Raw genomic sequence first — 25,934 nt, 5'->3', positions numbered from 1 at the left:
CACCAGGCTGACATCAGGAAATATCATGATGGATATAATGAGAAGTGTTCTGGGTATGGTGGTATTACTGGCGATCGCGTTTCTGCTGTCAGTAAATAAAAAGCACATCAGTCTGCGCACCACCGGTGCCGCGTTACTGATTCAGATTGCCCTCGGCGGCGCGATCCTCTATTTGCCGCCGGGCAAATGGCTGGCGGAAAAAGTCGCCAGCGGCGTGCATCAGGCGCTGGCTTACAGTGATGCGGGCAGCGCGTTTCTGTTTGGCGCGCTGGCCGGACCGCAAATGGACAAGGTGTTTAACGGCGCCGGCTTTGTATTCGCTTTTCACGTTCTGCCGGCCATCATCTTTATCACCGCGCTGGTTAGCGTGCTCTACTACATTGGCGTGATGGGCGCCATCATTCGCCTGCTGGGCGGCATCTTTCAGCGCGCGCTCAACATCAGTAAGATCGAATCCTTCGTGGCGGTCACCACCATTTTCCTCGGCCAGAATGAGATCCCGGCCATCGTCAAACCCTTCGTCAACCGTCTCAATCGCAACGAACTGTTCACCGCCATCTGCAGCGGCATGGCTTCAATAGCCGGTTCCACTATGCTCGGCTATGCCGGGCTGGGGGTACCGATTGAATATCTGCTGGCCGCCTCGCTGATGGCCATTCCTGGCGGCATTCTGTTCGCCCGGCTGCTCAGTCCGGCAACGGAAGCGTCGCAGGTGACTTTTACCCACCTGTCGTTTAGCGACACGCCGGCACGCAGCCTGATTGAAGCCGCCGCCAGCGGAGCGATTACCGGGATGAAAATAGCCGCCGGTCTGGCGACGGTGGTGATGGCGTTTGTCGGTATCATCGCGATGCTCAACGGCATACTTGGCGGCATCGGCGGCTGGTTGGGTCACGGCGACATCAGTCTGCAGGGAATACTCGGCTTCGCGCTGGCCCCGCTGGCGTGGCTGATGGGCGTGGCGTGGCACGATGCGGCGCTGGCGGGCAGCCTGATAGGGCAGAAACTGGTGGTGAACGAGTTTGTCGCCTACATCAGCTTTTCACCTTATCTGCATCAGGCAGGCGCGCTCGACGGCAAAACCATCGCCATCGTCTCGTTCGCCCTGTGCGGCTTTGCTAACTTTGGTTCGATTGGCGTGGTGGTCGGGGCCTTTTCTGCCGTCGCACCAGAGCGCACCCCGGAAATCGCGCGGCTGGGCCTGCGCGCGCTGATCGCCGCAACGCTCTCCAATCTGATGAGCGCCACCATTGCCGGCTTCTTCATCGGCCTTGGCTAACGCGCAAACCGGGCATTACGCCTCAGTGCGTCCCTGCCCGGTTTTCATCGGTGCCACCACCACATTCACCCCGAGCTCCTGCAGGCGACGCAGCACCGGCACCGGCGTGCCCTGATTAACGATCACCACATCAAACTCACTCAGGTGGGCAAAGCGATGCAGCGCGCGCCGCTCAAACTTGGTGTTATCCATCATCAGGATGCGCTTCTGCGCCGCCTCGAACATCGCGCGCTTGGTCTCCACCGTCTCGGCCGACTGGTGAAACACCGCATCATCAATAATCGCCGACATGCTGACAAAAAACACATCGGCGCGCAGGCTGGCGATTTCGTCTCGCGTCATGCGCCCCATAAAGGCGTTACACCAGTGATGAAACTGGCCGCCGAGACCCATCAGAGTAATATCGCGTCCGTTACGTAATTCATTCATTAACGTCAGCGAGTTGGTGATCACCGTGAGCGGCGCTTTGGCCGGCAGCAGCCGCGCCATCTGCAGCACGGTAGTAGAATCATCAAGAAACAGCGCCTGGCCGGGTTCAAGGTAGCCAGCGGCCACTTCGGCAATTGCCTGCTTCTCTTCCAGCTGGCGCGTGGCACGGTAGAGATCGCTGGATTCCACCAGGCTGGTTGGTGTGGCGGAGACCACGCCGCGTGATTTATGCAGCAGCCCGCGCTCGACCATCTCATCAATATCGCGATGGGCGGTCATCAGGCTGATCCCGAAGCGCTCAGTAATATCTTCGATACGCACCGCGCCTTCGGCCATCACGGCTTCGGCTATGAGCTGGCGTCGTGCCAGCTGACGCGCCTGACGGCTGTCGCCCGGTAAGGTTTCATTCAGGAAGTGACCAGCGGAGGTCTCTTGCGGGTTATGCGCCATGTTTCGTCCGGAAAGTGAAGCGGAAATGCAGTTTCGGCTTTGATTACAGCGCGTAAACGTTTCTTTTGCAAATCAGGCGCGCAGCAGGCAACCGATGACGGCTAAAATGCCGCCATCGGTAATCTGACTTACTGCTTCAGGACAAACGGCGAAACGAAATCACCGGCGTTGTCTTTGGTGATCAGGATACAGTCAAACAGCTGCTTCTCCTGTGCAACACCGGTTTTGCCGGTTTTGAGGAAGGTGTCCGCCTGCTCTACCGCCTTCTGCGCAAACTGCGCTACCGGCTGCATCACGGTATAGGCCAGCGTACCGGCTTTAACCGCGTCGACCGCATCCGGTGAACCGTCGAACCCACCCACTTTGACCTGACTGAGTTTGCCGGCTTCCTTCAGGGCGGCGATAGCACCCAGCGCCATCTCATCGTTACCGCTGATCACCCCTTTGATGTTCGGATTAGCCTGCAGCAGCGACTGCATTTTATTGAAGCCCTGGGTGCGATCCCAGTTCGCCACTTCCTGGCCGACTTTCTTCAGCGTCGGGTACTGAGACAGCACGGTATCGAAACCGTTGGCGCGCGTGGCGGCGTTGTTATCTGACGGCGGTCCCACCAGCTCGACATAGCTGGCGCTGTCACCCACCTGCTTCACCCACTCCATCGCGCCTACTGCCGCGCCCTGTGCGTTATTCGACACCAGCTGCGCTTTAGCCAGCCCGCTCTGGTTCAGTTCGGCATTGATCACGAACACCGGAATATTGGCGGCAATCGCTTTCTTTACCGAGCCAATCGAGCCGTCGGCATTCGCCGGATCGAGAATGATCGCCTTCGATTTATTGGTGATCGCCGTATCAATCAGCTGGCTTTCGGTGTTGGTATCCCCTTTGTGCGCGCTGACTTTGGCACTGTAGCCCAGCTTCTCCGCCGCCTTCTGCGCGACCTGGCCCTCAGTCAGCCAGTAAGGGTTGGAGGGATCGTTGACGATGATGGTCATCAGGCCGTTGTTGGCCCAGCTGGGTAAGGCAAAGGTGGAGATGGCCATCGCGGCGGCGGCGATAAACAGACGTTTAGTGAACATAGGTGCTCCGTTATTATTAGGGTACAGGTTTGTTTTACGGTTACTCGCGCGCCAGCCGGCCAGCGCGCACAGGGTTAGCGACCGCGCCGGCCGTATTGCAGGGTGTTGAGCAATACCGCCAGCACAATCACGGCGCCAGTGAACACCGTCTGCCAGTAGGCAGAAACGCCGATAATCACTAAGCCATCAGAGAGAAAGCCAATCACGAACGCGCCCAGCAGCGTGCCGCGCACGTTACCGCGTCCTCCGGTCAGCGCCGCACCGCCAATCACCACCGCAGCAATGGCGGTCAGCTCGTAGGTGGTTCCCGCGGTCGGACCGGCGGAGGTCAGCTGCGAAGAGAGCACCAGCCCGGCCATCGCCGCACAGATACCCGACAGCACGTAGACGCTGATTTTGATGCGTTTCACCGGCACGCCGGAGAGATCGGCGGCGCGCTCGTTACCGCCCGAGGCATACAACCAGCGGCCAAACGCCGAGCGACTCAACAGGAAACCGCAGGCCAGCGCCACTGCGCCGAGCACCAGCACGCCGACCGGGATGTTGAACAGGCGGTTAAAACCGAGCCAGTCGAAACCGGTATTGCCCAGCGCTTCGCTGCCGGAGAGTTTGTTGTAGGTCAGACCGTTGGTGATCAGCAGCGCGATACCGCGCGCCACATACATGGTGCCGAGCGTGGCGACAAACGCCGGGACGCGAAAAATCGCTATCAGCACGCCGTTGACCAGCCCCACCAGCGCGCCCAGCACCAGCGTCAGAATTGCCACCGCCCACACCGGCAGATAGAGCACCACGCCGAGCGCTTCAAGGTTGATGCCCTGCATCATAAAGCCGGCCATCACCCCAGCCAGTCCCAGCGTCGAGCCGACTGACAAATCAATCCCGCCGTTGAGGATCACCAGCAGCATACCGATCGCCGGCAAACCGAAGATGGCCACATGCGACGCCATGGTGAGGAAGTTCGCGCCGGTAAAGTAATTGGGCGATAGCAGGGAGAAAGTGGCGATAATCACCAGCAGCGCGATAAAGGCACGCCCTTCCAGCAGCAGCCGCGCCAGATTGAGGCGCTTGCCGCTGGCCGGTTTCGCCACCCGCGGTGCGCTATCCAGCGTTTGGGTTCTGTCAGTCATACCGTTTGCTCCGTTTTTCATGTCATGCCACCAGAGACTCGCCCGAAGCGGCCATAATGCGTTCTTTACTCACGCTGGCGTCGAAGATGGCCGAGATGCGCCCTTTGCTCATCACCACGATGCGGTGCGCGATACTCAGGCACTCGCCCACTTCTGAGGTGGTATAAACCACCGCCAGCCCTTTGCTGGCATTCTCCGCCAGCAGACGAAACACTTCGGCTTTGGCACCGATATCGATGCCGCGGCTCGGTTCATCCAGCAGAATCACTTTGGGTCGGGTGGCGAGCATTTTGCCGATCACCACCTTTTGCTGATTGCCGCCGGACAGGGAACCGATGGCCGCCTCACCGCCGGCAGTCTTGACCGTCACGTTACGAATGCTGTCACTGATCAGCTGTTTCTCCCGTCGCGTTGACAGCACCAGCCCGCGCACAAACTCGCTGATACTGGCCAGCGACAGGTTTTCGCCCACCGTCATGGTCTGCACCAGACCGTCGCGCTGACGATCCTCCGGGACCAGCGCCAGCCCCATTTTGATGCGCTGCGACAGCGACAACGCGGAGATCTCGGTATCCTGCAGCAGGATGTGCCCGCTGCTCTGCTTCAGCCGTCCGGCGAGACACTCCAGCAGCTCGGTGCGCCCCGCGCCCATCAGGCCATAAATGCAGACAATCTCGCCGGCCTGCACCGTCAGCGACAGCTGATCCACCAGCCGGATACCGGTTTTGCTTTTCACGGTTAACGCCTGCACCGTCAGCGCGTCGCCACCGAAGGCATAGCCGCCGGGCGGTGAACCGAGGTCGAAGTGCTCTCCCACCATGTTGCGCACGATCCATTCAAGGTCGATCTCGTCGCGCCGGGCATAAGCGGTCATCACGCCGTCACGCAGCACCACAGCGCGATCGGTGATCTCCAGTGCTTCCTCCAGATGGTGTGAGATATACACAATCGCCACGCCCTGACTGGTCAGATCGCGGATGACCTGAAACAGCACCGCCACTTCCGCCGCGCTGAGCGCCGAGGTCGGTTCATCCATGATCAGGATTTGTGAATTCACCGACAGCGCGCGGGCGATTTCCACAATCTGCTGCTGCCCGAGACGCAGGTTCTCCACCGGCGTCAGCGGATCAATCTCCTCCTCCAGCGCCGCCATCAGATGGCGGGTCAGCCGCGCCTCTTCGGCGTAATCCACCCCGCCGGACCGCATGATTTCGCGCCCCATAAAAATGTTGTCGCGCACGTTCATGTTGGGCGCGAGATTCAGCTCCTGATGAATAATCGAGATACCACAGTCGCGCGCCTCGGTGGCCGAACGGAACACCTTTGCTTCGCCGTTTAACAGAATTTCCCCGGATGTTGGCGTAATTACGCCAGAAAGAATTTTCATCAGCGTCGATTTACCGGCGCCGTTTTCACCAAACAGCGTGGTGACTTCGCCGCGGCGGATTTCAAAATTGACGCCTTTCAGTGCATGGGTGGAGCCATAAACTTTGCTGACGTTGCGCGCCTGCAGAATCACTTCTCCTTTCAGCAGCGCCGGGTTGACGTTGAACGGTTTCATTGCACCTCCACGCGCACCGGCGTAATCAGCCAGTTGGTCGGACTGAGCAGACGGAACACGCCGACCACCTGCACGGTTTTGCCCGGCAGCGCGTCGCGGTCCAGTTTCTCCAGCACCGCCACTTTCATGGCGCGGTTAATCGCCGCCCCGGCGTTCTGGTATTCGATCTGATTAGTAAAATCACCAAACTGAATTTTGCCGCTGGCATCACGCAGATCGGTGCCGGTGATCGCCGGGCCGGTTTGCAACCGCAGCTGCGTGCCCGCTGGCAGACCGGCGACCTGTAACGGGAAGACACCCATTTGCCCCGGCTGCACCACGCCCTGCAGTTTGACCGGCAGCACCGGCAGCGGCGAGCCGACACCGTATCTGGCCACCGCCTGCTGCCGATCGCTGTTCAGTGCGGCCGCCAGCGTGGCGGCATCCACCGCGCGCGCTTCGACATCCTGCTGGATGCCGGGAAAGGTTTTCTGCCCGTAGCTGTCTGCGGAGAAGCCCTGCTGACGCGCGTCGTCCGCCGAACCGATGCGCACTACTTTGGTATCCAGCGCCATGGCAGCCACCAGCGCCACGATCACCACACCGCTGAGCGTGTAGCGCCGCCGACGTTTGCGTGCCAGCTGCTGCGTTAAGATTGAGACCTCGGACATAACGTGACCTCTCAGGGTGAACAGCGACGATATTCATCGCCGTGCAATGTTATAAATGTGATAACTTGTGTGATGAGAATTGTGCTGTTGTGACTAAATTGTCAACAGGTGGCGCGCAATTTTTCGCACAGCGCGATCTGGATCGCTTATTTGCCTGCAATCACCCCCAATGCGTTTAAAAACCCCTTTAATACAATCATTAAAAACCTTTCACAGTGTTCAGTCCCATCCGCAACCCCCGGTGATTTTGTGATCGAACTCGCCATCCGGAGTGAAATTTATTCTTTTTTGAGAAAAATAATACATCAGATATGTTATCTCCATGAGAAGTGGTGTAAGACAGTATTTAGCAAAATCATCACAGCTCATTAACAAGGCTGCGGATAAACCAAACAGGGGTTCCCGCACCGGGAGCAGCGAACGGAGGTGTATGTGGAGAGTGGCGATATCATTCTGGGTCTGGATTCCGGCACCTCGGTGGTGAAAGCGGTGGCGTTTGATCTGGAAGGTAACCAGCTGGCGTGCGCGTCGGCGCGCAATCGCTATTACCGCAGCGCAGGCGGTGCCGCCCAGCAGTCAATGACGCAAACCTGGCAGGATGCGGTCAGTGCGATTCACAAGCTCGGCGATCGGGTGGAGAATCTGGCGGCGCGCGTGGTGGCCGTAGCGGTGACCGCCCAGGGCGATGGCAGCTGGCTGGTCGGTGCTGATAATCAGCCGGTGGATGATGCGTGGATCTGGCTGGATGCCCGCGCCGCCGCCACGGTGGAAAAACTCAATCAGCAGCCGCTGGCCGCCGCACGCTTTCAGGCCACCGGCACCGGTCTTAACACCTGCCAGCAGGGTGCGCAGCTGGCGCACATGGACCAGCACTATCCCGAACTGCTGGCGCGCGCCGAAGTGGCACTGCACTGTAAGGACTGGCTCTATCTCAATCTGACCGGTGTGCGCGCCACCGACCCGTCTGAAGCCAGCTTTACCTTTGGCAACTATCGCCACCAGCGCTACGACGATACGGTGATTGACGCGCTGGGGCTTAACCACCGGCGCCACCTGCTGCCGGAGATCATCGACGGCACGCAAATCACCCATGGCCTCACCGCTGACGCCGCCCGGCAAACCGGCCTGCTGGCTGGCACGCCGGTGTGTCTCGGCTATGTCGATATGGCGATGACCGCACTCGGTGCCGGGGTGCACACCGGTGAAGCCAATACCGCCTGTTCGATTGTCGGCTCAACCGGCGTGCATCTGCGCAGCGTCACTATTGACGAGGTATGGCTCAACCCGGCGCAAACCGGCTACGTGATCCCGCTGCCGTGGCCAGGCTATGTCACTCAGGTGCAAACCAACATGGCCTCCACGCTCAATCTCGACTGGTTGCTGAACGTGGCCAGCGATCTGCTGAGCAGCTTTGGCTGTGAAACCGATCATGCGCGGCTGGTGCAGCAGATCGATCGCTGGCTCAACGACGCACAGCCGGGCACCCTGCTGTTCCATCCTTACATTTCGCTGGCCGGTGAACGCGGACCGTTTGTTAACGCCGACGCGCGCGCCAGTTTCACCGGCCTCAACTACCAGCACAACTTTGGCGACCTGGTGCGCGGCGTGATTGAAGGCATCGGCATGGCGGCACGCGACTGTTATCAGGCGATGGGCGCCACGCTGCCGGGAGAAATTCGCCTCACCGGCGGTGCGGTGCGATCGCAGCCGCTCAGGCAAATCCTTGCCGCCTGCATCGGCGCGCCGGTGCGCATCAGCCAGCGCGAGGAGGCCGGCGCAGCGGGTGCGGCCATGATGGCGGCGGTGGCGATTGGCGCGTATCCGGACATGGCGCACTGCGTTGAACGCTGGGTGCGCCCGCTGCTGGACGACGCCGAAGCGCCGTCGCCTGCGCTGATGCAGCGCTACCAGCAGCTGTTCCCCCAGTATCAGCAGATCCGCCGCGATCTTCCTGCCGCCTGGCAGGCATTAAACAGTTTTAAGGAGTAACGCATGAGTGACAACACGTTGGATCTGTTTGTGATCGGCGGTGGCATTAACGGTGCCGGTATCGCGCGCGATGCCGCCGGGCGCGGGCTGTCGGTGATGATGTGTGAAAAAGACGATCTTGCCGCAGGCACCTCCTCGCGCTCCGGTAAACTGGTGCACGGCGGCCTGCGCTATCTGGAGTACTACGAATTCCGCCTGGTGCGCGAGGCGCTGATTGAACGCGAGGTGCTGCTGAACGCGGCGCCGCACATTATCTGGCCGATGCGCTTTGTGCTGCCGCACAGCCCGTCCGATCGCCCGGCGTGGCTGGTGCGGCTGGGGCTGTTTCTGTATGACCACCTTGGCGGACGCAAAAAACTGCCGGGCACGCGCGTGCTCGATCTGACGCGCGATCCTGAAGGCGCGCCGCTGCTGGACAGCTACCAGAAAGGCTTTGAGTACTCCGATTGCTGGGTGGACGATGCCCGGCTGGTGACGCTCAATGCGCTGGATGCCGCCGAGCGCGGCGCCACCATTCTGCCGCGCACCCGCTGCGTGGCAGCGCAGCGTCTGCCGGGCAAATGGCAGATTACCCTGCAGGATCAGGCCAGCGGCGCGCAGCGCACGGTGTTCGCCCGTGCGCTGGTGAATGCCGCCGGGCCGTGGGTGCTGGATATCGTCAATCAGGTTAGCCACACGCAAAGCCAGCGCAGCGTGCGGCTGGTGAAAGGCTCGCACCTCATCGTGCCGAAATTCTGGGAGGGCCAGCAGGCCTATCTGGTGCAAAACACCGACAAGCGGGTGATTTTTATCAATCCCTATGAGGGTGATAAAGCGTTAATCGGCACCACCGACATTCCCTGGCAGGGCAAAGCGGAAGATGTCAGTGCGGATGATAGCGAGCAGCAGTACCTGATCGACGTGGTGAATCGCTACTTCAAGGTTAAGCTGCGCGCCAGCGATGTGATTACCCGCTTCTCCGGCGTACGGCCGCTGTTTGACGACGGCAAAGGTAATCCCTCGGCGGTGACGCGGGATTATGTGTTCGACCTCGATAATCAACAGGATGCACCGCTGCTGCACGTGTTCGGCGGCAAAATTACCACGTTCCGCAAGCTGGCCGAGCATGCGCTGCAACAGCTGACGCCGTTTTTCCCCAACATGGGCGCGGACTGGACGCGCAGCGCCACGCTGCCGGGCGGCGAGATCGCCCATGCCGATTTTGACAGCTTCCTGGAGGAGATCAAAACGCGCTGGCCGTGGCTGCCGCAGCCGCTGCGCAAGCACTATGCGCGACTGTACGGTGCGCGTATGAGCACGCTGCTGGGCACCGCCGGTTCGCTGAGCGATCTCGGTGAGCATTTTGGCGGCCAGCTGTACGAGGCCGAGGTACGTTATCTGGTGCAGTACGAATGGGCGCAGCAGCCGGAAGACATTCTCTGGCGTCGCACCAAACATCAGCTGCACCTGAGCGCTGCACAGCGCACCGCGTTCAGCCAGTGGTTCGAACAGACTTTCCACCCTGCCGCGCCGCTGCGCGCCCACGCTGGCTGAAGAGGTGCCGCATGCCATTAACGCTTTCGCTGAATACCAATCCGCTGGTGAACCGCTTCGCCGATCCCGGCGATTTAATTCACACCGTGGCGCAGCAGATCCGCATCCGCGATCTGCAGCTAACACATGAATTTATCAATCCCGGCTGGCCTGCTGCCACGCTCAGCCACATGACGCGCCGCATGCAGCAGGCGCTGCGTGCCACCGGCGTGCGCGTCACCTCCGGCATGACCGGCCCGTATGGCCGCCTCAACCATTTTGGTCATCCGGATGCGGCGGTACGTCGCTACTACATTGACTGGTTCAAGACCTTTGCCGACATCACCGCGGAACTGGGCGGCGTCGCGGTGGGCTCGCAGTTTGCCATCTTCACCCAGCGGGATTTTAACGATGCGGCGCGGCGTGAAGCGCTGATTGCCATCGCCATTGACTGCTGGGCGGAAGTGGCGGAACACGCCAAAGCGGCCGGTCTGCGTTACCTGTTCTGGGAACCGATGAGCGTCGGGCGCGAATTTGGCGAAACCATTCCCGCCTGTATGGCACTGCAGCAGCGGCTGAGCGCGGCACAGTTTGCCCTGCCGATGTGGATGATGGCGGATATCGATCATGGCGATGTCACCTCTGCCGATCCGCGTGACTACGACCCTTACGCGTGGGCTGAAGCGGTGCCGCGCTTTTCGCCCATCATCCATATAAAGCAGAGCATGATGGATAAAGGCGGGCACAGGCCCTTTACATTGCAGTACAATGCCGGCGGTCGCATTCAGCCGCAACCGCTGCTCGAGGCGCTGGCGCGCGGCGGCGCGCAGGATAACGAGATTTGCCTCGAGCTGAGCTTTAAAGAGCGCGAACCCACCGACAGCAATGTGGTGGCGGAGATTGCCGAAAGCGTGGCGTTCTGGGCCGACCATATTGATACCGGGGTGCAGGATTTGCATCTCGCGTGAGCATGCCGTGCTGAGGGCTTTCGTCAGCCCGCAGCACTCCTCAACCAGACAGGGACAACCCGATGAAATCCGCACCGACTTCCGCTGAACGCGATGACTCTCTGGCCCTGCGGGCGGCCTGGCTGCACTATGTCGGCGGCCTGACGCAGGCTGAAGTGGCCAAACGGCTCGGCCTGCCGTCGGTGAAAACCCATCGGCTGATTGCGCGCATGGTGGCCGAAGGCGCGGTGAAAGTCACCATCGACGGCGCGATTGTCGCCTGCGTGACGCTGGAAGAGCAGTTGCGCAGCCGCTACGGCCTGAACTTTTGTCAGGTGGCACCCGATCTCGGTGAAGAAGGCCTGCCGGTGCGCGCGCTGGGCATGGCCGGTGCCGACTATTTACGTAATCTGCTGGCCTCCACGCCGGCGATCACGCTGGGTCTCGGCCACGGCCGGACGCTGTCGGCAGCAATTCACCAGCTGGCACGCATCGACGCGCCGCACCTGCGCTTTGTCTCCCTGCTCGGCTGCCTGACGCGCAACTACGCGCTCAATCCGCATGACGTGATGCATCGCATCGCCGAAAAAACCGGTGCGCAGGCCTACATGATGCCGGTACCGTTTTTTGCCAACACCGAAGAGGATCGCGATGTGCTGCTGGCGCAGCGTGGTGTCAGCGAAGTGTTCAGCATGGCCGCGCACAGTGAAGTGAAGCTGGTGGGCATTGGCACCGTGGAACCTGCCGCCCAGCTGGTGGAAGCCGGGATGATCGATGCAGCCGAGATCCGCGCCCTGTCGGAAGCCGGCGCGGTGGGCGAACTGCTGGGGCACTTTTTTGCCGCCGACGGGCAGATGATTCACAATTCGCTGACGGCACGCACGCTGTCGATACCGCTGGATCTGGCGCAGCGCGCAGAGATCGTGGCGCTGACCGGCGGACCGAGCAAAGTGGCGGCGATCCGCGCGGTGCTGGCCAGCGGACTCGTCACCGGTTTGATCACCGACGAGCTGACGGCGCAGGCGCTGCTAACTTCATGAATCGTCAGCTCACTCAACCTTGTTCAGCGGTTTAGCGCTTGCGCGCCGTCCAGCCATGTATCAGCAGCGACTGAAAGAAGCGCTGCGGCGGCGTGAAACCGGCCTGCGCCATCAGCGCTTCGGTCTGGGCAGCAGGCAGCAACAGCAGCCGCTGCGTCAGCATCTGCTTCATCTCATCCAGATTTTGCGCCCTGCCGCTGGCGCTCTCATGCATGGTTTTCCAGAACAGCAGTTGTTCATCAAAGCCGGTATCCTGCACATCGCCGGCAATTTCTGCCGTCACTAAGCGTCCGCCCGGTTTGAGCTGCTGCTGCATCTGCTGATAAATACCCGCCCGCTGCGGATGCTGGATAAAATGCGTCACCAGCAGGCAAAGCACCACATCGTAATCGGCGGTAACCGGCACGTCGTTAAGGTAGCCCTGATGCAGCTGGCAGCGCGCCCGTATCCCGGCGGCGGTGAGTTTTTCTGTGCAGACCGCCAGCATGTCCGGTGAAGGATCGACACCGGTAAACTGCCATTCCGGGTGCTGCTGCGCCAGCCGGATAATTTCGCTGCCGGTCCCGACGCCCACACATAGCACCCGCGCCTGCGGCGGCGTGTTGTCCAGCACCAGTGAAATCAGCAGATGCAGGTTATCGGCGATTGGCTGATGTTTGCCGTTATACGCGTCGTACTGCCGCGCAAACTCCTCGTTGAAGATATCGTTGGTATTTTGCGTCATCATTGTCCCGATCGGTTGCCATCATGTAACTTTATTTATTACATGAATAGTGCGCCGATGCAATCTATGGCTGATCACGCTAAGCCTGAGGGATAGATTGAACGCAATAAAGGTTAAACCAGACTGAGCTGCAGCGACTGCGCACGCAGCTGCTGCTGCCAGCCTGCGGCGAGTTCCGTGTCGGTGATCACCTGCTTAAACGGCTGTAGCGGCGCCAGCGCATAGGGATGAATCTGACCAAATTTGGAGGAGTCGGTGAGCGCGACGGTGTGGGTGGGCTTTTCCATGATGGCGTTCACCACATCGCAGCGCAGCATGTCGCGACTGGTGAAACCGGTCGCCTCATCCCAGCCGTCAATGCCAATAAACGCCTTATGAAAGTTGAGGTGCTGAATGCACAGCCGCGTTAACGGCCCGACCACCGACTCACTGCTTTTCTGAAACAGTCCGCCGAGAATAATCACATCGCCGCCCTGCTCACGCAGCAGTCCGGCGATGTAATGGCTGACGGTGATGATGGTGATGTCCTGCCGATGGCTGAGCTCTCGCGCCAGCAGCGCATTGGTGCTGCCGCCTTCAATAAACACCGTTTCGCCGGGGTTAACCAGCCCGGCGGCGTACTCCGCCAGGCGTTTTTTCACCGCAAAACGGGTTTGCATGCGCGCGCCTACGTCATCACTTTCCGGTGCCACGGCGGAACCGTGCACGCGGCGCAGAAAGCCACCCTTCTCCAGCAGGTTCAGATCCTGACGCACCGTCACCTCCGAAACGCCGGTGGTTTGCGCCAGTTCATTGACGCTGACGCTGCCGCGCTCGCTGACCAGTTGAATAATGTGCTGATGACGTGCGTTCATAGAGCCTGCTGTAAAAAAGTTTTTGCCCAGCTTAGCAGAAATCACGCTAATCCCAGACTGCGCCGGCCGCTTTCATTCAGATCCTGCGGCGTAAAACGGCCGCGCCAGCTGGCTTCGTAATCCTCTTTGGGGAAATCGCCCGGCGAGACACCGGTCGCCAGCGCCTGCGCCACCTGCTGCGCATAGTCGGCGTTTTTATCGCACATCGGCGCGGCGGGAATGTACATCACGTTGCCCCAGCCCTGCTGATTTTCTACCGGCGCCACCGCATGAATCACGTCGCAGTGCCACCACACTGAATCGCCCGCCTGCAGCGCCGGGATCGAACACAGGCCGGCAATTAATTCCGGATGCCAGCGCTCCGATACCGGCAGCACTTTGCCCGGCGCCACGCCGCACAACTCCTCTTCCGGCACATCCTTCAGTAACGGACGCAGCAGCAGATAGGCCATGGCTTCCGGCACCGGCACCACGTGCAGCAGTCCCTGCCCAGGCTGCATGTCGGAGAGTGCGGTCCAGCCCTGGAAAGTGCGGAACACCGAACATTTGGTGGTGGTGCCAGACTGATACTCCTGCACGGCCGTGCGGTGCGCCGCGTCCCATGGATCGTACTGATCGAACTGGTTAGAAAAGATCTTGCTGAACACCTGCTGATAGGCCGGCAACAGCCAGCGCTCCAGCGCGCCGGAATCGGTGTGCGCGCCCAGCCCTCTGGAGGTGGTGCCCGGCAGCCGGCGACGGATGCGATCCGGATAGATGATGCTCACGTCCGGATCAAACCAGCGCGTACCGGCGGATTCAAATTTCCACAGGCGATTGAGGAACGCCTGGGTTTGCGCCATGGCCTCGCTCTGGCGGGCCGACATCTGCGCATCGCTCCAGTAAATGGGATAGATCTCCGGCCGCGAGGCGTCGAGGTTGCCAAAGAAGTTGTCACCCGGCCCCTGATAGACACGGTCGAAGTCATTGTCGTCGAGGTAGTTAAGCATGTCAGCATCCCATGCCAGCGCCTGCTCACGGCTGAAGGTTTGCTTCACCACCACGCAGCCACGGCGGCGGATGTGATTTTTGGTCTGTTCGCTGATGCGGCCAGCGGCCAGATCCGCGAAGCTGACCTGCGGCCACGCCGTACCGTGCTGCTTCTCTTCGGCACGCGCGGCCGCGATTTCACTGACAATCTTACTTCTGACCTGATCAAACAGGCCTTCGACATCGCCAATCTGTGCTCTGAGCGCCTGCTTCATCAGGCGCACATGCTGTTTAAAATCGTCGGGTTGTTGTTCTGAGGTAAAAGTCGTGATCATCTCGCACTCCTTCTGTTTACGCTTTAGTTTCACTCGAAACAAATTACATATTCATTCATAACATCCAGCGAACAAAAAGACAGCACTCAGGCAGAAAATAGCGAGCATGGTCACAGTTATTTATCTGAGGGATTTTCGTTTGAAAGGGTTCAGGGAGCGAAATGATGAGATGAATAACGCAAGCGCGCCTTGATCAGGCACGCGGGGGCCGCCCTCCATGGCAGCCCGGGAAAATTACGGCTGATCGAATAAATGACGGTACTGCACAAAGTCGGTTTGTTGCGCCAGCCGATCATACAGCGCCCGCGCGTGGCTATTAGACGCCTGCGTCAGCCAGTAAACGCGCGAACAGCCGAGCTTCTCCGCCTGTTCATAGACCGCCAGAATCAGCGCCTTGCCGGCACCCAGACCGCGCGCGGCTTCGCTGACGTAGAGGTCCTGTAAATAGCAGTAGTCGCCCTGAGTCCAGGTTGAGCGATGGGTAAGAAAATGCACCAGCCCGACCATCGCGCCGTCCTGCTCGGCCACCAGACAGTGCATGGGTTCCGCGCGGGACAGCAAGCGGCGAAAGCTCTCGCCGGTGGTGTTATCGTCAATGGTGGTCTGATAAAAGCGCTGATAGCCCTGCCACAGCGCCAGCCACGGCATGAAATCTTCGGCGCGCAGCGCTCTGATGGTGATCATTCGTCCTTCCCGATGTTGCTGATGATTTTTTCCGCAGCCACCACCCGATCGTCATTCGGGAACCACTTATTTGCCAGCATAATCAGCGCAACCCGCTGCGACGGAATAAAGACCGCATAGGTGGCGAATCCGTTGGTGGAGCCGGTTTTGTTGTACCACGCCTGCTGCGGCGCAGCCTGCGGCGGCGTAATCCGCGTGGCTTTCATGCCCTTCATGATGCGCGCGCCGCTGTTGCCGTCCACCAGCTGCTGCGTAGTGACCGGCAGCGGGTAATATTCCCACATCATCGCCTGAGTAAAAGCGGCCTCGGTGTGATAATAGCCCTGATGCGTCGCGGCCACCGCCTGTTGCCATGCGGACGCGACCGGCTGTTGCTGCAGCTGAATGGCCAGCCAGCGAATCAGATCGGCAGAGGTGGATTTCAGGCCATAGGATTCCGCATCCAGCGGGCCTGGCGTGACCCGCACCGGGCGATCCTGCTTGTTATAACCCTGGGCGTAGCGCCCCATCTGCGATGCAGGCACCTGCACATAGCTGTGCGTCATGCCCATCGCCGGCAGCAGCTGCTTTTCCATCGCGCTGATGAACGGCTGATGCAGACTTTTAGCCGCAATCATGCCGAGCATACCGATACCGAGGTTGGAATAAACGCGCACCGTGCCCGGCTGGGCCTCTGGCTGCCACTGTTTGTACCAGCGCATCAGCTCGCGGGTATTGGTCACGTCATCCGGTACGAACAGCGGCGTGCCGCTGGTGTGCGTCGCCAGATTCAGCAGCGAGACGCGATCAAAAGCGCTGCCTTTCAGTTCCGGCAGCCACTGGCTGGCCGCGTCGCTGAAATTCAGTTTGTTATGCTGCGCCGCATAGCTGGCTAAGGTGGCGGTAAACGTTTTACTCAGCGAACCGATTTCAAACAGCGTCTGCTCGTTGATCGGCTGTCCGCTCTCTTTCGATGCCACGCCGTAGTTATAAAATTCGGTTTTGCCGTCGTGCAGAATCGCCACCGCCATACCGGGGATCTGATACTGCTGCATCAGCGGTTTGATGATGCTGTCTGGTGATGTCGTTGCCAGCGCACTGCCGCTGACCAGCAGCGCAAGTGCGCTTAATCGGGCCCATGAAAACATGAAAATTCCTTTTCCTGCAGGTTAACCATGATGTCTGACCGGCAGTATATCGTTACCCCTGCCAGGCTTCCCGACAAATCTCATTGGTAGTGAACAAAATCACATCCTGTATGACCTGATTTGCCGTTTGCTGCGCCCGCTCCTATACCTTTGACAAGTAAGCGTTCATCGCAAGGAGCTGACAATGGAACAGGTTTTGACCCGCGAACAACGGCTTAGCCGCCTGCGCGCGCGCAGTTCGCTGCCGGTGCTGATTGTCGGCGGCGGCATCAACGGCATCAGTACTTTTCGTGAGCTGGCATTACAGGGCATTCCTGCGGTGCTGGTGGAGAAAGGTGACTGGTGCCAGGCGGCCAGCGGCGCGCTGTCGCGCATGATCCACGGCGGCCTGCGCTATCTGGAGACCGGCGAGTTTGGCCTGGTGAAGGAGTCGGTGATGGAGCGCGATCGCCTGCTGAAAAACGCCGCGCACTATGTGTTTCCGCTGCGCACCACCGTACCGATCGATAATCTCGGCGGTGGACTGGTTAACGCCACGCGACGTTTCCTGCGCCTGAGTGATAAGCCCACCCGGCGCGGCGCGCTGCTGATCAAAACCGGTCTGAGCCTGTACGACCTCTACACGCGACAGTACGGCGCTATGCCGCGCCACCAGCTGCGTAACGAAGCCGCCACGCGCGATCGCTGGCCTGGCTTCGCGCCCTGGGTGAAATACAGCGCCAGCTACTACGATGCGTGGATCAGCGCGCCGGAGCGACTCGGGTTTGAGCTGATTGAAGATGCGGAACGCGCCTGCCCGGAGGCGCTGGCGCTCAATTATCTGCGGGTGGTCAGCGCCAGCGACGAGACGGTGCTGCTGGAAGATACGCTGAGCGGTGAGCGCTTTAGCCTGCAGCCGCACGTGCTGGTCAATGCTGGCGGCGCGTGGATCGACCAGCTGAATCAGCAGCTGGCCGTGCATTCACCACCCACCAGACTGATAGGCGGCACCAAAGGATCGCATCTGATCCTCGATCACCCACAGCTGTTACAGATGCTGGACGGTGAAATGGTCTATTTCGAAAACCAGGAAGGCCGGGTGTGCATCATGTTTCCCTGGTTCGGCAAAGTGCTGGTGGGCTCAACCGATATCCGCGTTGATGACCCCGATAGCGTGGTGTGCGAAGCCGAAGAGCAGGCTTACATTCTTGAGTCGCTGCGCTTTGTGTTTCCTGACATCGTGGTGCCAGCGTCTGCGGTGGTGTACACCTTCTGCGGCGTGCGCCCGCTGCCGGCCAGCGAGGCCAAAGTGAATGGCCAGATTTCGCGTAACCATTCGCTGGTGCTGCTGCCGCCTGACCACGCGCGTGCCTGGAGCACGCTATGTCTGGTCGGCGGTAAATGGACTACCTTCCGCCGCTTCGGGGAGGAGGCCGCCGACCGCGTGTTGCGCCTGCTGGGAGAAAAGCGTCGCGTCTCCAGCAGCGACCTGCCGATTGGCGGCGGCCGGGATTTTCCGGCGCCGTCCGCCCAGCCCGCCTGGCTCAGTGCGCTGGCGCAGCACTATGACCTTCCGCTGGCACGCGTGACGCAACTGGCGAAACGCTACGGCAGCCGGGCCCTGCCGCTGCTGCAGCAGATTCAGCAGCACGGCGAACAGCCGCTGCAGCATCATGCCGGTTACAGCGCCACCGAACTGCGCTATCTGATCGAGCATGAACAGGTGTGCCAGCTGGAAGATGTGCTGGTGCGCCGCACGTCGCTGGCTATCTGCGGTGAATTAACGCCGCCGCTCATGCAGGAAATTTCGCAGCTGCTGGCCGACTCGCTCGGCTGGCAGGACAGTCAGCGCGCTGAACATTTGCAGCACACCGCAATCAGCCTGGCGCAGCGCCATGGGCTGCACGCGCTCGCATCCGCGTTTTCACAGGAGGAAGTTCAGGATGTCACTCACCCCTAAAGTTCGCCTCAACCGGTTATTTCACCACGGCAAGTGCCTGGATGTGGCGATCGATCACGGCATCGCCAACGAGCCCGATTTTCTGCTGGGGCTGGAAGATATTGAAAGCGTGATGCGTAACCTGATTGCCGCACAGCCGGATGCGATCCAGGTCAATTATGGTCAGGCCGATCTGCTGCAGCGCGTTGCCGGACGCAAACCGGCGCTGGTGATGCGCACCGACGTCGGAAATGCCTATAACGCGGCGCGCCACCGCGAGATGTGGGCGGTGCTGCATAATCCGGAGGCACCGATTCTTGCCGCGCTGCAGATGGATGCCGCCGCGGTGGTGGTCAATCTCTACCAGATCCCGGATGAACCGGGCATTTTTCGCATGTGCGTGGAGAACATTGGCCGCCTGCGCCAGGCCTGCGATCGCTATGCCATGCCGCTGATGGTGGAGCCGCTGGTGATGGCCCCCGCCGGCCAGGGCGCGGCGTACGGCTCGCTCGGTGACGTCAGACAAATCGTGCCGCTGGTGCGGCTGGCGCGGGAGCTGGGCGCCGACATCATTAAAGCCGACCCCACGGATAACGTAGAGGATTTCCATCGTGTGGTGGAGGCGGCGCGCTGTCCGACGCTGGTGCGCGGCGGCGGCAAAGGGGAACTGGGCGCGGTGCTGGCGAAAAGCGCCGCGCTGATGGCGCAGGGTGCCAGCGGCATGGTGTATGGCCGCAACGTTTATCAACATGATAATCCGTCACGCGTGGTCAGCGCGCTGATGGCGATTATTCATCAGGGTGTCAGCGGCGCGGATGCGCTGGACATCTACCAGCAGGGTTAAGCGTGACCTGCACCGGCGCTTAAGCGGTGCGCCGTCTTCGCCTGAAACGGAGTCGGATATGAGCCAGATTCTCGGCATCGATGCCGGAAATACCATGATCAAAGCGGTACTGTTTGACCTGAGCGGCCGCGTGCTGTCGGTAGCGGAGTGCGCCGGCGAAACGCATCAGCCGCAGGAAGGCTATGCTGAACGGCCAGTTGAAGATATCTGGCGCGGCGTCAGCAACGCGGTAAGTCGCTGCCTGCAGCAAGCCGGCACGCGCGGCAGCGAAGTGATTGCCGTCGGAGCCGCCGGACACGGCAACGGGTTGTATGCGCTGGATCGTCAGCAGCGCCCGCTGTTTGGCATCCAGTCGATTGATCATCGCGCCAGCGCCACGGTACAGGCGCTGGAATCCAACGGTGCGGCGCAGCAGATTTACGCGCTGTCGTTGCAAAAACCGTGGCCCGCCGCCACGCCGGTGCTGATCAGCTGGATACGTCAGCATCAGCCGGAACGCTGGGCGCAGATCGGCCATCTGCTGTGTGCCAAAGATGTCATCGCCCATTTTCTGTGCGGCAACGTCAGCGCGGACTATTCGGATGCCGCCGGTGCCGGGCTGATTGATTATCGCCAGCGCAGCTACAGTGGTGAATTGCTGGCGTTATATGGCATTGAAGAGGCGCTCGCCCTGCTACCACCGCTGCGTGAATCCTGCGAGGTTACCGGCGTGGTCTCGGCCCGCGCAGCGCAGCTCACCGGTTTACCCGCTGGCATCCCGGTGGTGGCCGGCATGTTTGACGTGGTTGCCAGCGCGGTCGGCTCGGGCGTAGTGAACTGCGGTGAGGCCTCCATTGTCGCCGGTACCTGGAGCATCAATCAGGTGGTGGTCGACAAACCTGATTATCTGCGCCCGGTGTTTATGAATTCGATCATCGAACGCGATCGCTACATGGCGATCGAGGCCAGCGCCACTTCTGCCGCCAATCTTGACTGGTTCCTGCGTGAATTTGATGATGGCCGCGCCGGCCAGGGCGCGGCGCGCAGCAGCGACAGCGTGGCACAGGTCAGGCCTGACGCGCAGCTGCCGCTGTATCACCCTTACCTCTATTCAGGGCGGAAAGCCGAACCCGCCAAAGCCGGCTTTTACGGCCTCGGCGGCTGGCATACGCGCGCTGACATGCTGTTTGCCCTGTTTGAAGGCGTGACCTTTGCCCACCGGGCGCACATTGACCGGCTGCGCGCGGCCGGCATTACGGTCAACCAGGCCACGCTCTCCGGCGGCGCGACGCGCAGCAGTGTCTGGCCGCAAATGTTTGCCGATGTGCTGGGGATGCCGATTCGCGTCGCAACCTGCCACGAAACCGGGGCGCTGGGCGCGGCCCTGTGTGCGGGCGTGGGCGTGGGTCAGTGGCCGAATCTGGCTGCCGCCGTGCAGCAGGCGGTCACCCTTGCGCCGGAGGCGCTGCAGCCCCGCGCGGCGCGCTTCGCGTTCCATGACACACGCTACCGGCTGTTTAAAAAACTTGAGCTGGCGATGAGCGACATCTGGCGCACCGCCAGTTAATGGCGGTGCGGCGTGAACAAACCATGACACCGGCGGGCAAATGCTGTACACTTGATGCATAAAAATGTTCACATGAACATTATCAGGAGGTTGTGATGTCCACCGCATCGGCTTTTAATCCCACCAGCGGATCGCGCATCTTTGATCCGTCGCTGATTCAGCACGCCCGCCCCTCTTTTATGGATCAGATGGGGCTGCCGCGTAACCGGCTTAAGGCGCATAAGTTGATCACCGACGGCATGGATGTCGGCATTGTCGAACGCGCCGCCACGATTCTGAAAGCGACGCCGATCGACATCGCGCAAATGGTCTCGATTGACCGCAACACCTACCGGCGCCGCGAGAAGTCCGGATCGCAGCTCTCGGTCGAACAGGGTGCGCGCATCTATCAGGTGTTTGAAGTGCTGGATGCGGTGATCCAGCTGTTCGCTGGCGATCCGGAAGTGGCGATGCACTGGATGTATCAGCCTGCACTGGCGCTCGACAACGCGCAGCCGATTAACATGCTCAGTACGCCCGCCGGCTGCGATGCGGTGCTGACGCTGATTGGCCGCCTGGAGCACGGAGTGATTGTCTGATGACACGACGGAAGGATCCGGCCGCACCCGTCAGGGTGTTCTATCGAATTGTCAAAGCGGAGTACGCCAGCCAGGCGTTTAACGGTGCTGGCGCAGAAAAATGGGGTGGCCGCTGGAATCCGCCCGGGATGAAAGCGGTTTACCTCAGCAGCTCAAAAGCGCTGGCGACGCTGGAACTGGTGGTGCACGCCGGAAAAACGCTGCTGGAGCAAAGCCGCTTTGTGGTGTTTACCGTGGCGGTACCGGAGTCCGACATCATCGCCCTCGACAGCAGTAAGCTGCCAGCCGGCTGGGAAAAATATCAGCAGCAGGAGGAGACGCAGGCCATCGGCGCGGCGTTTCTCGATCCGCACAACGGCTTTCCCCTGCTGATGACGGTACCCAGCATCCTCACCGGCGAAGATAATGCGCTGTTTAACCCCGATCACCCGGCCGCGGCCGCGCTGATTGCCACAGCGACCTCCGCTCCCTTCGCCATCGATCGCCGTATCAAAGACGATCCGTAAACGGTCTAGCGGCACTGGCTGGCACAGTTTTGTACGCAAATCTGCGCCAGCGAGCCACAGCCGCCGCCGTTGTCATTCTTGCACTGCGATTGCTGCACGTAACAGTTCTGCTGACAGGAAGAGACATCACACTTCGCTGCTACCGGCGTGAGCTGCGGCACATCCCCTTTTCTCTCCGGCTGCCACAGTGTTTGCGCCGCTGCGCTCAGGCTGCTCAGCAGCAATAACATCATTATCCACTTCATCATTCAGTCCTCGCAGGATGGATGTAGAGAGTATGAACGCTGGCCGGATGATTGCCAGCGTGAAACCTTTGGTTCACCTTCCGCCTGATGATGCCCTGTTAAGGTGCAGCATCTGCGCCCATTGCTGAAGCAGCGTCTAACCCAGCCAGAATAGAAATCATTATTTTCAATGCTTTAACTCATCATCATCCTGGCCCTGCAAGATGGTACAAAAGTTGCAGGGCTTAGGGTGCACAGTAAAGGAGACGGTAATGAAAGCGATTGTGATTGGAGCGGGCATCGGCGGCATGAGCGCGGCGCTGGCGCTGGAAAAAGCGGGTTTCAGCACCGCAGTGTATGAAGCGGTGAAAGAGATGAAACCGGTCGGCGCGGCCATCTCTATCTGGCCTAACGGCGTGAAGTGCCTCAATGCGCTGGGTCTCAAGGCACAGCTGCGCGCGCTCGGCGGCAATATGGCGTTTATGGCTTACAACGATGGCCACAGCGGCAGCACCCTGACCCGCTTCAGTTTGTCACCGCTGGTGCAGCAGGTCGGCGAGTATCCTTATCCGGTCGCACGCGCAGAGTTACAGGCGCTGCTGATCGACAGCTACGGCCGCGAACGCATCCGCTTTGGCAAACGCATTGTGCGGGTGGAGCAGCATGCCAGCGGCGTGACCGCCTGGTTTGATGACGGCAGCCAGGCTGAAGGGGATTTTATGGTGGCCGCCGACGGCACCCACTCGGTGATTCGCCATCATGTGCTGGGCGAACACGTCGAGCGTCGCTACGCAGGCTACGTTAACTGGAATGGCCTGGTCACCATCGATGAGAGCATCGCGCCCGCCGATCAGTGGACCACGTTTGTCGGCGAGGGCAAGCGCGTCTCGCTGATGCCGGTGAGCGGTAACCGCTTCTACTTTTTCTTTGATGTCCCGCTGCCGAAAGGGCTGGCGCAGGATCGCGCAACGGTGAAAGACGATCTGCGCGGCTATTTTGCCGGCTGGGCCGAACCGGTCCAGCGGCTGATCGCCAGCATTGACGCACAAAACACCAATCGCGTGGAGATTCATGATATCGAACCCTTCAGCCGCTTTGTCAGAGGGCGTGTGGCGCTGCTGGGGGATGCGGCACACAGCACCACGCCGGATATCGGTCAGGGCGGCTGTGCGGCCATGGAAGATGCGGTGGTACTGGCGCAAACCCTGACTGCACATTCGCTGGGCATTGAGGACGGCCTGCTGCGCTATGAGGCGCGGCGCGTCGAGCGCACCCGTGATTTGGTGCTGAAAGCGCGCAAGCGTTGTGATGTCACCCACGCCAAAGATGCGGCGGTCACCGCGGAATGGTATGCCGGACTGAAAGAGGAAACCGGCGAGCGCGTGCTGGCCGGCATGTGTGACACCATTGAAGGCGGTCCGCTGGGATAAGCGTGCAGGCCAGCCAGCTGCACCGCTGGCTGGCCCTTCGGTTACGGCGCGTTACGCCTCGTCGAGGCCGCGGTGTTTCAGCATCGGCCCGATGTCCGGCGCTTTACCGCGCCAGGCCAGCCACAGATGCTGCAGATCGCTGCTGTTACCGCGCGACAGAATCTGCTCACGGAAGCGCTGACCATTTTCGCGCGTCATACCGCCCCGCTCGACAAACGCCTGATAACCATCGTCGGCCAGCATCTGCGTCCAGATATAGGCGTAATACCCGGCCGCATAGCCGCCACCCCAGATATGACGGAAGTAGCTGGAACGATAGCGCGGCGGCACGGCACTCAGGGCAATATTCTCCGCCGCCAGCGCCTGCTGCTCAAAATGGCTGACATCCTGCGGATTATCGTGCGGTGACAGCGAGTACCACTGCAAATCAAGCAGTGCCGCCGCCAGCAGTTCGGTCATGTCATAGCCTTTGTTGAATTTCGCGGCGCGCACCATTTTGTCGCGCAGCACTGCGGGCATCGCTTCACCGGTCTGATAATGGCGTGCATAGTGGGCAAAAACCTGATCCTGACTGGCCCAGTGTTCGTTGATTTGCGACGGAAACTCGACAAAATCACGCGGCGTGGCGGTGCCGGACAGGCTGGCATAGCGCTGGGTGGCGAACAGGCCGTGCAGCGTGTGGCCAAACTCATGGAACAGCGTGATCACCTCATCCCAGCTGAGCAGTGCCGGCTGACCGGGCTGCGGCTTGCTGTAATTGCAGACGTTGTAAATCACCGGCCGGCTTTCCAGCAGCGTCGACTGGTCGACGAAATTGCCCATCCATGCGCCACCGCTCTTGTTATCCCGCGTGAAGAAATCGGTGTAGAACAGCGCTAACGGTGCACCGTCGGCATCGAAAATCTCATAAACGTTGACGTCCGGATGGTAGACCGGCAGATCGTGGCGCTGTTCAAATCGAATGCCATACAGCTGGCTGGCACACCAGAACACGCCCTTTTCCAGTACAGTGTTGAGCTCAAAATAGGGGCGGATTTGCCCTTCGTCCAGCGCGTATTGCGCGGTGCGTACCTGCTCCGCGTAGTAATTCCAGTCCCAGGCGCGCAGCGTGAAGCTGTGGTTTTGATCGGCGATCAGCTGCTGAATATCCGCCGCTTCACGCCCGGCGCGCGCCGTCGCGGCGGGCACGATGTTGCGCATGAAGGACTGGGCGGCTTCCGGCGTTTTCGCCATCTGATCCTGCAGGCTCCATGCTGCGAAGCTGTCGAAGCCCAGCAGACTGGCCTGCTGCGCACGCAGTTGCGCCATGCGCGATACGATGGCGCGCGTGTCGTTGTCGTCACCCTGCTCGCTGCGCGTCAGCGCCTGCTGAAACAGCGCTTCGCGCGTGGCGCGCACCGTCAGCGACTGCAGCACCGGCTGCTGGGTGGTATTTTGCAGAGGGATTAGCCATGCGTCGTGCAGCCCGCGCGCCTCGGCGGCATCCTTCGCCTGTGCCAGCGCCGCCGGCGACAGGCCGTCCAGCGCCGCCGCGCTGCTGACGGTATAAGCCGCGGCGTTAGTTGCCGCCAGCAGCCGGTTACCGAAACGCGTGCCCAGACTGGCCAGCTCCTGGTTACAGGCGCGCAGTTGCGCTTTATCGCTCTCACTCAGGCTGGCGCCGGCCAGCTGAAAGCGCTGCCAGGTGACTTCCACCAGCCGCATCGCTTCGGCATCCGGGCACTGCGAGCCGCGCTGCCGATACACGCTGTCGAGCCGCGCAAACAGCGCCGGGTTAAGGTAGATTTCGTCATTGAGCGCCGTCAGCTGCGGCGTGATCAGCTCATCAACCTGCTGGAGCCGCTCGCTGGTATTGGCTGAGGTCATCGCGGCAAAAACGGGGTACACCCGGTTTAGCAGGCTACCGCTGCGCTCCAGCGCTTCATAGGTATTGGCAAAGGTTGCCGGCTTGGGGTTGCTGGCAATGGCCGCCACTTCCTGGCGCTTTTCGGCGATTCCGGCTTCCAGCGCCGGCAGGAAATGCGCTTCGTCGATCAGATCAAACGGCGGTGTCTGGTACGGCAACGGGCTGACGTTAAAAAACGGATTGGCACGTGAAGTCATTATCGCTCCTGATAATCAGCAACGCCGCA

23 protein-coding genes are annotated in these 25,934 nt (G+C 60.6%); 11 read left to right on the top strand and 12 right to left on the bottom strand.

Annotation, left to right across the window (positions count from 1 at the left end):
* The first annotated feature begins 28 nt into the window (after positions 1-28).
* Complete coding sequence (locus C1Y42_RS05290) at positions 29-1,279, top strand: NupC/NupG family nucleoside CNT transporter (protein WP_104093021.1); 1,251 nt, start codon at positions 29-31, stop codon at positions 1,277-1,279.
* A gap of 15 nt (positions 1,280-1,294) precedes the next feature.
* Here C1Y42_RS05290 and C1Y42_RS05285 read toward each other — a convergent pair whose 3' ends face one another.
* The 5 genes from C1Y42_RS05285 to C1Y42_RS05265 all read right to left on the bottom strand — a co-directional run bounded on the left by C1Y42_RS05285 (position 1,295) and on the right by C1Y42_RS05265 (position 6,575).
* Positions 1,295-2,158 (bottom strand): DeoR/GlpR family DNA-binding transcription regulator, encoded by an 864-nt coding sequence (locus tag C1Y42_RS05285; protein ID WP_021506045.1) that lies wholly within the window; start codon positions 2,156-2,158, stop codon positions 1,295-1,297.
* A 128-nt stretch (positions 2,159-2,286) separates the two neighbouring features.
* Positions 2,287-3,234: a D-ribose ABC transporter substrate-binding protein gene (locus tag C1Y42_RS05280; protein WP_058758551.1), complete on the bottom strand. Its 948-nt coding sequence runs from the start codon at positions 3,232-3,234 to the stop codon at positions 2,287-2,289.
* 74 nt (positions 3,235-3,308) lie between these two features.
* Positions 3,309-4,364, bottom strand: a complete 1,056-nt coding sequence (locus C1Y42_RS05275; protein WP_058758647.1) for an ABC transporter permease — start codon at positions 4,362-4,364, stop codon at positions 3,309-3,311.
* 22 nt (positions 4,365-4,386) lie between these two features.
* Positions 4,387-5,925 (bottom strand): sugar ABC transporter ATP-binding protein, encoded by a 1,539-nt coding sequence (locus C1Y42_RS05270; protein ID WP_104092941.1) that lies wholly within the window; start codon positions 5,923-5,925, stop codon positions 4,387-4,389.
* Entirely contained in the window at positions 5,922-6,575 is a 654-nt protein-coding gene (locus C1Y42_RS05265) for a DUF2291 domain-containing protein (protein WP_058758549.1), read from the bottom strand. Before C1Y42_RS05265 ends, C1Y42_RS05270 begins: the two co-directional genes overlap by 4 nt.
* A gap of 432 nt (positions 6,576-7,007) precedes the next feature.
* Here C1Y42_RS05265 and C1Y42_RS05260 point away from each other — a divergent pair, with 432 nt between their 5' ends.
* The 4 genes from C1Y42_RS05260 (at position 7,008) to C1Y42_RS05245 (ending at position 12,063) form a co-directional block, all read left to right on the top strand.
* A complete protein-coding gene (locus tag C1Y42_RS05260; RefSeq protein WP_104092940.1) occupies positions 7,008-8,564 on the top strand; it encodes an FGGY-family carbohydrate kinase in 1,557 nt (518 codons plus the stop codon).
* 3 nt (positions 8,565-8,567) lie between these two features.
* Entirely contained in the window at positions 8,568-10,097 is a 1,530-nt protein-coding gene (locus tag C1Y42_RS05255) for a glycerol-3-phosphate dehydrogenase (protein WP_104092939.1), read from the top strand.
* Between the two features lie 11 nt (positions 10,098-10,108).
* Complete coding sequence (locus C1Y42_RS05250; RefSeq protein ID WP_104092938.1) at positions 10,109-11,044, top strand: sugar phosphate isomerase/epimerase; 936 nt, start codon at positions 10,109-10,111, stop codon at positions 11,042-11,044.
* A gap of 62 nt (positions 11,045-11,106) precedes the next feature.
* Positions 11,107-12,063 carry a sugar-binding transcriptional regulator gene (locus tag C1Y42_RS05245; protein WP_104092937.1) on the top strand — a complete coding sequence of 319 codons (957 nt, stop codon included), beginning with the start codon at positions 11,107-11,109 and terminating at the stop codon, positions 12,061-12,063.
* Between the two features lie 31 nt (positions 12,064-12,094).
* Here the strand turns inward: C1Y42_RS05245 and C1Y42_RS05240 are convergent, their stop codons facing one another.
* From C1Y42_RS05240 to ampC, 5 genes are all read right to left on the bottom strand, one after another.
* Positions 12,095-12,790, bottom strand: coding sequence for a class I SAM-dependent methyltransferase (locus C1Y42_RS05240; protein WP_233210684.1), 696 nt, complete (start codon positions 12,788-12,790; stop codon positions 12,095-12,097).
* A 110-nt stretch (positions 12,791-12,900) separates the two neighbouring features.
* On the bottom strand, positions 12,901-13,641 hold the full coding sequence (locus tag C1Y42_RS05235) for a DNA-binding transcriptional regulator YciT (protein WP_058780572.1): 741 nt from the start codon (positions 13,639-13,641) through the stop codon (positions 12,901-12,903).
* Positions 13,642-13,682: 41 nt separating this feature from the next.
* Positions 13,683-14,945: a DUF1479 domain-containing protein gene (locus tag C1Y42_RS05230; RefSeq protein WP_104092936.1), complete on the bottom strand. Its 1,263-nt coding sequence runs from the start codon at positions 14,943-14,945 to the stop codon at positions 13,683-13,685.
* 234 nt (positions 14,946-15,179) lie between these two features.
* Positions 15,180-15,629: a GNAT family N-acetyltransferase gene (locus C1Y42_RS05225; protein ID WP_021506057.1), complete on the bottom strand. Its 450-nt coding sequence runs from the start codon at positions 15,627-15,629 to the stop codon at positions 15,180-15,182.
* Positions 15,626-16,756 (bottom strand): class C beta-lactamase, encoded by a 1,131-nt coding sequence (gene ampC / locus C1Y42_RS05220; protein ID WP_104092935.1) that lies wholly within the window; start codon positions 16,754-16,756, stop codon positions 15,626-15,628. Before ampC ends, C1Y42_RS05225 begins: the two co-directional genes overlap by 4 nt.
* Positions 16,757-16,940: 184 nt before the next feature.
* Here ampC and C1Y42_RS05215 point away from each other — a divergent pair, with 184 nt between their 5' ends.
* The 5 genes from C1Y42_RS05215 (at position 16,941) to C1Y42_RS05195 (ending at position 22,148) form a co-directional block, all read left to right on the top strand.
* Positions 16,941-18,695, top strand: a complete 1,755-nt coding sequence (locus C1Y42_RS05215; protein ID WP_104092934.1) for a glycerol-3-phosphate dehydrogenase/oxidase — start codon at positions 16,941-16,943, stop codon at positions 18,693-18,695.
* On the top strand, positions 18,679-19,518 hold the full coding sequence (locus C1Y42_RS05210; protein ID WP_058769789.1) for a class I fructose-bisphosphate aldolase: 840 nt from the start codon (positions 18,679-18,681) through the stop codon (positions 19,516-19,518). The genes C1Y42_RS05215 and C1Y42_RS05210 overlap by 17 nt, the downstream gene beginning before the upstream one ends.
* Positions 19,519-19,576: 58 nt before the next feature.
* Positions 19,577-21,064, top strand: a complete 1,488-nt coding sequence (locus C1Y42_RS05205) for an FGGY-family carbohydrate kinase (RefSeq protein WP_058769788.1) — start codon at positions 19,577-19,579, stop codon at positions 21,062-21,064.
* 95 nt (positions 21,065-21,159) lie between these two features.
* Positions 21,160-21,642, top strand: coding sequence for an antitoxin Xre/MbcA/ParS toxin-binding domain-containing protein (locus C1Y42_RS05200; protein WP_021506062.1), 483 nt, complete (start codon positions 21,160-21,162; stop codon positions 21,640-21,642).
* Complete coding sequence (locus C1Y42_RS05195) at positions 21,642-22,148, top strand: RES family NAD+ phosphorylase (protein WP_058769787.1); 507 nt, start codon at positions 21,642-21,644, stop codon at positions 22,146-22,148. Before C1Y42_RS05200 ends, C1Y42_RS05195 begins: the two co-directional genes overlap by 1 nt.
* Before the next feature lie 5 nt (positions 22,149-22,153).
* Here the strand turns inward: C1Y42_RS05195 and C1Y42_RS05190 are convergent, their stop codons facing one another.
* Positions 22,154-22,396, bottom strand: coding sequence for a hypothetical protein (locus tag C1Y42_RS05190; protein ID WP_233210683.1), 243 nt, complete (start codon positions 22,394-22,396; stop codon positions 22,154-22,156).
* 248 nt (positions 22,397-22,644) lie between these two features.
* Between C1Y42_RS05190 and hpxO the strand changes: the two genes are divergently transcribed.
* Complete coding sequence (gene hpxO, locus C1Y42_RS05185) at positions 22,645-23,802, top strand: FAD-dependent urate hydroxylase HpxO (RefSeq protein ID WP_104092933.1); 1,158 nt, start codon at positions 22,645-22,647, stop codon at positions 23,800-23,802.
* Between the two features lie 51 nt (positions 23,803-23,853).
* Here the strand turns inward: hpxO and dcp are convergent, their stop codons facing one another.
* Positions 23,854-25,905 carry a peptidyl-dipeptidase Dcp gene (gene dcp, locus C1Y42_RS05180; protein ID WP_104092932.1) on the bottom strand — a complete coding sequence of 684 codons (2,052 nt, stop codon included), beginning with the start codon at positions 25,903-25,905 and terminating at the stop codon, positions 23,854-23,856.
* Between the last annotated feature and the right edge of the window lie 29 nt (positions 25,906-25,934).

The organism is Pantoea sp. ICBG 985, from assembly GCF_002928365.1.
GTDB lineage: Bacteria > Pseudomonadota > Gammaproteobacteria > Enterobacterales > Enterobacteriaceae > Pantoea > Pantoea dispersa.
The sequence above is the reverse complement of the archived record's forward strand: the minus strand, read 5'-3'. Positions and strand labels throughout refer to the sequence as shown.

Coding starts and splice junctions, on each gene's coding strand:
- C1Y42_RS05265 (WP_058758549.1), bottom strand. CDS start 6,575: ATGTCCGAGGTCTCAATCTTAACGCAGCAGCTGGCACGCAAACGTCGG.
- C1Y42_RS05290 (WP_104093021.1), top strand. CDS start 29: ATGGATATAATGAGAAGTGTTCTGGGTATGGTGGTATTACTGGCGATC.
- ampC (WP_104092935.1), bottom strand. CDS start 16,756: ATGTTTTCATGGGCCCGATTAAGCGCACTTGCGCTGCTGGTCAGCGGC.
- C1Y42_RS05275 (WP_058758647.1), bottom strand. CDS start 4,364: ATGACTGACAGAACCCAAACGCTGGATAGCGCACCGCGGGTGGCGAAA.
- hpxO (WP_104092933.1), top strand. CDS start 22,645: ATGAAAGCGATTGTGATTGGAGCGGGCATCGGCGGCATGAGCGCGGCG.
- C1Y42_RS05280 (WP_058758551.1), bottom strand. CDS start 3,234: ATGTTCACTAAACGTCTGTTTATCGCCGCCGCCGCGATGGCCATCTCC.
- C1Y42_RS05270 (WP_104092941.1), bottom strand. CDS start 5,925: ATGAAACCGTTCAACGTCAACCCGGCGCTGCTGAAAGGAGAAGTGATT.
- C1Y42_RS05205 (WP_058769788.1), top strand. CDS start 19,577: ATGAGCCAGATTCTCGGCATCGATGCCGGAAATACCATGATCAAAGCG.
- C1Y42_RS05240 (WP_233210684.1), bottom strand. CDS start 12,790: ATGATGACGCAAAATACCAACGATATCTTCAACGAGGAGTTTGCGCGG.
- C1Y42_RS05210 (WP_058769789.1), top strand. CDS start 18,679: ATGTCACTCACCCCTAAAGTTCGCCTCAACCGGTTATTTCACCACGGC.
- C1Y42_RS05225 (WP_021506057.1), bottom strand. CDS start 15,629: ATGATCACCATCAGAGCGCTGCGCGCCGAAGATTTCATGCCGTGGCTG.
- C1Y42_RS05235 (WP_058780572.1), bottom strand. CDS start 13,641: ATGAACGCACGTCATCAGCACATTATTCAACTGGTCAGCGAGCGCGGC.
- C1Y42_RS05190 (WP_233210683.1), bottom strand. CDS start 22,396: ATGATGAAGTGGATAATGATGTTATTGCTGCTGAGCAGCCTGAGCGCA.
- C1Y42_RS05255 (WP_104092939.1), top strand. CDS start 8,568: ATGAGTGACAACACGTTGGATCTGTTTGTGATCGGCGGTGGCATTAAC.
- C1Y42_RS05250 (WP_104092938.1), top strand. CDS start 10,109: ATGCCATTAACGCTTTCGCTGAATACCAATCCGCTGGTGAACCGCTTC.
- C1Y42_RS05285 (WP_021506045.1), bottom strand. CDS start 2,158: ATGGCGCATAACCCGCAAGAGACCTCCGCTGGTCACTTCCTGAATGAA.
- C1Y42_RS05230 (WP_104092936.1), bottom strand. CDS start 14,945: ATGATCACGACTTTTACCTCAGAACAACAACCCGACGATTTTAAACAG.
- C1Y42_RS05200 (WP_021506062.1), top strand. CDS start 21,160: ATGTCCACCGCATCGGCTTTTAATCCCACCAGCGGATCGCGCATCTTT.
- dcp (WP_104092932.1), bottom strand. CDS start 25,905: ATGACTTCACGTGCCAATCCGTTTTTTAACGTCAGCCCGTTGCCGTAC.
- C1Y42_RS05245 (WP_104092937.1), top strand. CDS start 11,107: ATGAAATCCGCACCGACTTCCGCTGAACGCGATGACTCTCTGGCCCTG.
- C1Y42_RS05195 (WP_058769787.1), top strand. CDS start 21,642: ATGACACGACGGAAGGATCCGGCCGCACCCGTCAGGGTGTTCTATCGA.
- C1Y42_RS05215 (WP_104092934.1), top strand. CDS start 16,941: ATGGAACAGGTTTTGACCCGCGAACAACGGCTTAGCCGCCTGCGCGCG.